The organism is Devosia psychrophila (assembly GCF_000971275.1).
Classification (GTDB): Bacteria; Pseudomonadota; Alphaproteobacteria; order Rhizobiales; family Devosiaceae; genus Devosia; species Devosia psychrophila.
On the sequence record NZ_LAPV01000161.1, the window covers coordinates 1 to 5,994 of the forward strand.

Here is a 5,994-nt window from a genome sequence, read left to right on the forward strand (position 1 = left end):
GCTTTGATTGGCGTCTTTGCTCCGTGATGCCAGGCGCCGAAGCTCTTGCGACGAATAATCCTGCCTGATCCGAACCGAGACTGTCATGGGCGAATTTCCTTCGCCCCATGGAATCAGTAATTCCCTGAAGAAGGAATCCAAAACGAGTCACAAATAATCCCCGTTGGTATTACTTCCAGCTGGATACTTTCGCCAATTTGGGCAGAACAGGAATGGCTCGAAGGGCTGATGCCGGTTCGATTGTTCGGCTATCAACTGGGCTAGGTTACGCCGAGAATTAGATGCGGATGGCCGCATTATGCGAAGAAGTGCTGGATTTGAGACAGGCGGGTAGTGTCTGGTTGGCCATCCCTATCGTGTGCATTCGCCACAATCCATAGCGGATCCAAGCCCCGGCTCACGGCTCGGCCCCAGGCAGACAACCCCAAATCTAGGTGGCCCTTAAGCAGGCGTGGTTGCAAGAAGAAAATCGGTAGATTCGGACCTCATTCCAGTCACTAACGGCCAAATTAATGGATCCCGACAGCGGACATCGAGCAGACGCTTTCTACTCGCTACTCAGGTTCACACGTACAACCCAATTCGGCTGTTAAGTTCCTGAAATGAGGTCTTTGACCCGTCGCGCGAAGGAATCCATTTGGAACGGTTTGGTCATGACGTGCATACCCTGCTCGAGATGGCCGTGGTTAAGGACTGCATTTTCCGCATAGCCAGTAATAAACATTACCGTGAGATCAGGCCTGGCCACCCGTGCTGCATCGGCAACCTGGCGCCCGTTCATGCCGCCGGGCAGCCCGACATCGGTGACCAGCAAATCGATGCGTCTGTCCGAATTCAGGATCTTGAGCGCCGTAGCACCTTCACCCGCCTCGATAACTTGATAACCGAGTTCCTCGAGCGCCTCCGTGGCAATCATGCGAACTAGCGGCTCGTCGTCGACGAGCAGAATTGTTTCACCGCTGGGAGATCCGGGTAGTTCTTCAATCCCAATCGTTATTTGCGCGTCGTCGGCAGCAGCATCACCGGCACGACGCGGCAGGTAGATGCAGACCATCGTGCCCTTGCCGACTTCGGAATAGATTCGCACTGCGCCACCGGACTGTCCGGCAAAACCATAGACCATTGATAGACCGAGACCGGTTCCCTGACCGATCGGCTTGGTGGTAAAAAACGGGTCGAACGCGCGGTCCACGATTTCCTTGGACATGCCAGTGCCGGTGTCGCTGACGCAGAGCGAAACGTATTGTCCCGGCTGCAGCGCATGTTGCCGGGAACCCCGCTCGTCCATCCATCGGTTGGACGTCTCAATGGTCAGTTTACCCCCATCCGGCATCGCATCACGGGCATTGATGCAAAGATTGAGTAGCGCGTTCTCAAGTTGCCCGGCATCAACAAAGGTTGTCCATAGGCCAGTGGCGCCTGCAGTCTCGACCTCGATCTCTGGCCCCATGCTTCTATTAACCAGATCCATCATGCCATTGACCAATGTATTGAGATTGGTTGCCTTTGGCGCAAGGGTCTGGCGACGCGAGAAGGCAAGCAGTCGCTGGGTCAGGCTGGCGGCGCGCTTGGCCGCGGTGCTGGCTCCAGAGATATAGCGGTCGAGGTCGCTTATACGTCCCTGCGCCAGACGCGTCGACATCATTTCCAGGCTGCCGCTGATGCCGGCAATGATGTTGTTAAAGTCATGGGCAAGGCCCCCGGTAAGCTGCCCAACCGCCTCCATCTTCTGAGATTGCCGGAGGGCTTCCTGAGCCGCGGCAAGCTCTGCCTCGGCTCGCACCCTTTTCGTAACGTCGTTGGCATAATGAAAGGCGCCAAAGATGACGCCGGCTTCATCACGAATGGGCGAATAGGCGACTTCCCAATAGGGCTTCACCAGGTCGGGGTCGCCGAATTCCTGGGTGACTGAAAAGACCTCGCCGTCCAGTGCGCGTTCCATGAAGGCGCGGATGACCGGAGCTTGATTTGGAAGGAATAGATCGGGAAACACGTCGCCGATCTGCACGCGATATCCGTAGATGCGGAAGAAATCGTCGCTATGAGCCTGATTGAACGCAATCAGTTTTAACTCGGTATCGAAAGCGCAGATGGGTGCGGAGGCTGAATCCACGATCTGCTTGTACAGCGTGACATCAGCTGTGCGGTTGCGGACGGTTTCCTCGAGATGCTCGTTGATCTCAACTAGCTGCCGTTCCACTGCCTTGCGGGCGGATATGTCGGTGAAGAGGATGGCGACCTCAGCATCCTCGACCCGAAAGGCAGACACGTCGAACCATCGACCCAGCGCATCCGACCCCTGCTCAAACCGGGCGGCCACGCCGGTCCGCGCCACCTCGCCATAAGTCTGATACCAATGTTCCTCCAGACCTGGAGCTGCGGTTCGAAGCCATTGGTTAAGGATGGCTTGAGGGAATCCGGTCTGCTCGTAGAAGGCGCTATTGGCCTCGATTACCCGGTAGTCGATGCGTGTGCCGCCGGCGCCATCCGTCGCTTGGTCATCGACTTCCGCTACACAGAAGCCAGTATTAGACGCCTCGAACAACACGCGGTACCGCTCATCGCTCAGTTCGCGCGCTTTTTCCTCAGCCTGGAATTGGAATGTGGCCACCAGACCTTGGCCAGCAAGCTGCAGAAGTTGTTCCTCTTCCTCCTGCCAATCACGGACCTCATCGTGGTTGACAAACAGGACGGCGGCGAGCCGTCCGCGTGAAATGATCGGCACATTCATGAAGGAGCGGGCGCTGCGGCTTTCGAGAGCACTGGCAGCCGCCGACGTGCGCGGATCGAGCCGCACATCAGCAATGGCGATGGACTCGTTGTTGCGCAGGCTATCGATGAAGGATCCATATTCGAGCAGCGGCGTGGCGCCGGCCAAAGTGCTCACACCTGGCGCTGTATAATCTCGGTCAACGTAGAGTGTGGCGGTGGCATCATCCACTCGACCGTAACCAACGCGGCTGACACCCATCGCCTTGCCGATGATCGTAGACACGATTAAGGGCAGTTCATCCGGGGTTTTAGCGATCCGGATGGCCTGGCTCACTTCGGAAAGGGTGCGCCAGCGTTCCTGCGCGCTCTGCGCGTCAGCCTTATTTCTCGACATCACAAACCCTTGCGCCCGTATGGCGTTAACGCGTTGGAGCAAAATCCCTAAAGGCGTTTCAGATTTTCGGCAATATCGGGCCCGATCACCGTTGTGCAACTATGTAGGGCTGCCCGCGTAATTTAAAGCACTGTGACAGAGACCGTCAGCTTTCCATGGTAACTGACCCGGAAGCGGACTGTCCGCACTCCACCCCAGACGAGCCGGTCGGCAAGCGACCCCACTTCGGCCCTTCAAGTCTGGCTCGCCATACTCCCAAAAGCTGCCGCTCCTTGGCTGTTCGTTGCGGTTTCAACGAGATTTTGTTGCCGCGTTCGGTCGGTGATGAGCCTATTCCTGCCCGCCGATATAGAGTGGCAAGAGTTCGGCTTCGAATTGCCCACCAATGGCCTCGAACGGTTTTCCTGCAGCTTGAAAGTCAGTAATCGAAAGGTGGGGAAACATGAAGTACTTCGCCGCAACCTTCTCCTGCGTCGCGCCGAAAATGACCCGCTCGATACCAGCGAAGCGCATGGCGGCGAGGCACATTTCACAAGGCTGCAGGGTAGAGATCATGACGCAGCCGGACAGGTCGGAATGCCCCAGGGCATGCGCCGCCTCTGTTAGCGCAACCATTTCGGCATGCTTGGTCGGATCGGACTGCAGTCTGACTTCGTTCTCGCCCCTACCTATCGCAACGCCGTCGCGCAATATGGCAGCGCCGATGCCCGCCTTCCCCGACTGCTCCTTGGCTCGCAGCGCCCGGTCGACGGCGTCCCGCATGGCGGCATGTTCATCGGATGACGGCTGATCGTGGGACATTGACTGGCCTTTTCGCGTTGGCGCGGCGTGAGTGCACGGAACTCAAATGTATACCTGGCCGTATTGCGGGGCCATCGCCGGAAAAGGAGCACCGTATCCGGTCGGATCCTGCCATAATACTCCGAGCTACAGGCATCACATGTGATCGCCACACCTTGACAGGTGTGGCGATAGTTTAAGTGAAGATTTTATCGTAGACGCTGGCCCACGAGCTATTGTCGGCAGAAGTCGCTACTCGTCTGCAAAGGCCGAACGCAGTTTCTCACCCGCAAGGTTTTGAGCTTCCAAAGCCAGAGGCACTGCAGCTGCCATCCCGAAGAACTCGTGGGTCACGCTGTCGAACGTTCTCTGCTCCACTTCAACGCCCGCTGCTGTCATCGCCTCCGCTAGCATCTCGCCATCGGACAGCAACGGATCAATTTCAGCATTGATGATGGTGGTTGGTGGCAGGCCGGAAAGATCGGCTTCATCATATAGGTCGATGCGGGGATCGTTACGGTCCTCGGCGCTGCTGAGATAGTGCTCGAAGAACCAATCCATATCCGCCTTGCCTAACGGCATGGCATTGGCGTTTTCTAGGTAAGACGGAGTGTCGGTTTCGCCTCCAGCTATGGGATACACCGAAACAATTGCGTCGGGCATTATCAGTTTAGCGTCCCGTGCATGCATCGCCACACTGACAGCTAGTCCGCCACCGGCGCTTTCACCGACAATGGCGAGCTGGTCAATATTGCCGTTCCAAGAGCCTGCGTTCTCAACGACATACTCGTAGGCAGCATTGGCATCGTCGTGTGCAGCCGGAAACTTGTCTTCAGGACCCTGCCGATAATGAGAGCTTACCACGATGGCCTGTGCCTGATTGGCAAGCGCACGCGGCGACGCGTCGTAGACATCAAGATCTGCGATCACCCAGCCACCACCATGATAGTAGACTATCACCGGGAATGGACCTTCTCCCTCAGGGGTATAAACGCGAGCCGGAATATCGCCTGCAGATCCCGGGATCAGGATGTCCTCGGTGCTGGCCACTTCCTCTGGTTCAGTGCTCTTGCCTTGTTCTTCAAGCAACGCTTTTACTGCGTCGGCGGGGGTAGGTTGGGTGCGCGCCTCTTCAACAGTCAGAGTGTGTATTGGCTTGGCGCCAAGTTCCTTCAGTTTTTCCAGCACAGCGCCCATTTCCTCGGAGGCGCGCTCCATGGTGCCGCTATCGTCGGACGGAGCGGCCATCTCCTCCTCTGGTGCTGCCGCATCGTTTGCTGGAGCATCTAGGGCTTGGACGGGGCTAGTAGCAACCAACATGGTCAGGGCCAACACAATGGGTGAAGCTCGAAGAAGCTTCTGGGTGCGCAAGGTCATCATTCATCCTTTCGGGGCTCGGATAAGCTGAACGGATTGGAACGAGCCACGTTCCGGTTTGCGGGTTCCCGATGTAGTGAAATGAGCACCGTCGAACTTCGGTCGCTCGTCCTCCGCTGCGGTTCTAAACTTTTAGCTGCGCAATCTCATCGGCATAGGCAAGTGGATGAGGTCTGTATGACCTCACCGCGGGGAGCCCAGCCAATGCTGCCGGTCCTTATTGGCCCCACACGAGGCAATCGATGGATGTCCGCTTTGCCGGTCACTTTCCCATAAGCAGCCTGGCCGCTACCCACCCCCAAGTCGCCCGTCGGGTACCGACCCCCAAATTGGTCGTTGAGGCCACCGCTACCACACCCTGAAAGCGGACATGCCAAGCGACGCTTATACGTGGCCTCGCACTGGAGAGTTACGGACTCGTCTGGCGGTCAGTGCCCTAGCACCCGCTCCACCGCCCCCGGCTGATCGTGTACGGCCAGCTTGTCCATTATGGTGGCGCTGGCTTCATTCACGCCGATGACCTCAACCTCGACCCCTGCGCGTCGGAATTTGAAGACTGCCATGTCGATCGCATTGACGCCGGTCAAATCCCAGAGGTGCGCAATGCTCAAATCCAGCCTGACCCGAGGCACCTGTTCTTCGAAGTTCATGGCAGCGAGGAAGTCCTCGGCACTGGCAAAGAATAGCTGGCCTTCGACACGGTAGGTGCGAACGTCGTTTTCGAGGGTCGA

Annotated in this window: 4 protein-coding genes; all 4 read right to left on the reverse strand. The window is 57.4% G+C overall.

Annotated elements, in window-relative coordinates:
• Positions 1-589: 589 nt before the first annotated feature.
• Positions 590-3,106 carry an ATP-binding protein gene (locus tag WH91_RS18520; protein ID WP_052952961.1) on the reverse strand — a complete coding sequence of 839 codons (2,517 nt, stop codon included), beginning with the start codon at positions 3,104-3,106 and terminating at the stop codon, positions 590-592.
• A gap of 330 nt (positions 3,107-3,436) precedes the next feature.
• Positions 3,437-3,907: a nucleoside deaminase gene (locus WH91_RS18525; protein WP_046172503.1), complete on the reverse strand. Its 471-nt coding sequence runs from the start codon at positions 3,905-3,907 to the stop codon at positions 3,437-3,439.
• 231 nt (positions 3,908-4,138) lie between these two features.
• Positions 4,139-5,263 (reverse strand): alpha/beta hydrolase, encoded by a 1,125-nt coding sequence (locus tag WH91_RS18530; protein WP_052952963.1) that lies wholly within the window; start codon positions 5,261-5,263, stop codon positions 4,139-4,141.
• Positions 5,264-5,691: 428 nt separating this feature from the next.
• The coding region (locus WH91_RS18535) for an STAS domain-containing protein (RefSeq protein ID WP_046172505.1) at positions 5,692-5,994 on the reverse strand (303 nt) is incomplete at its 5' end.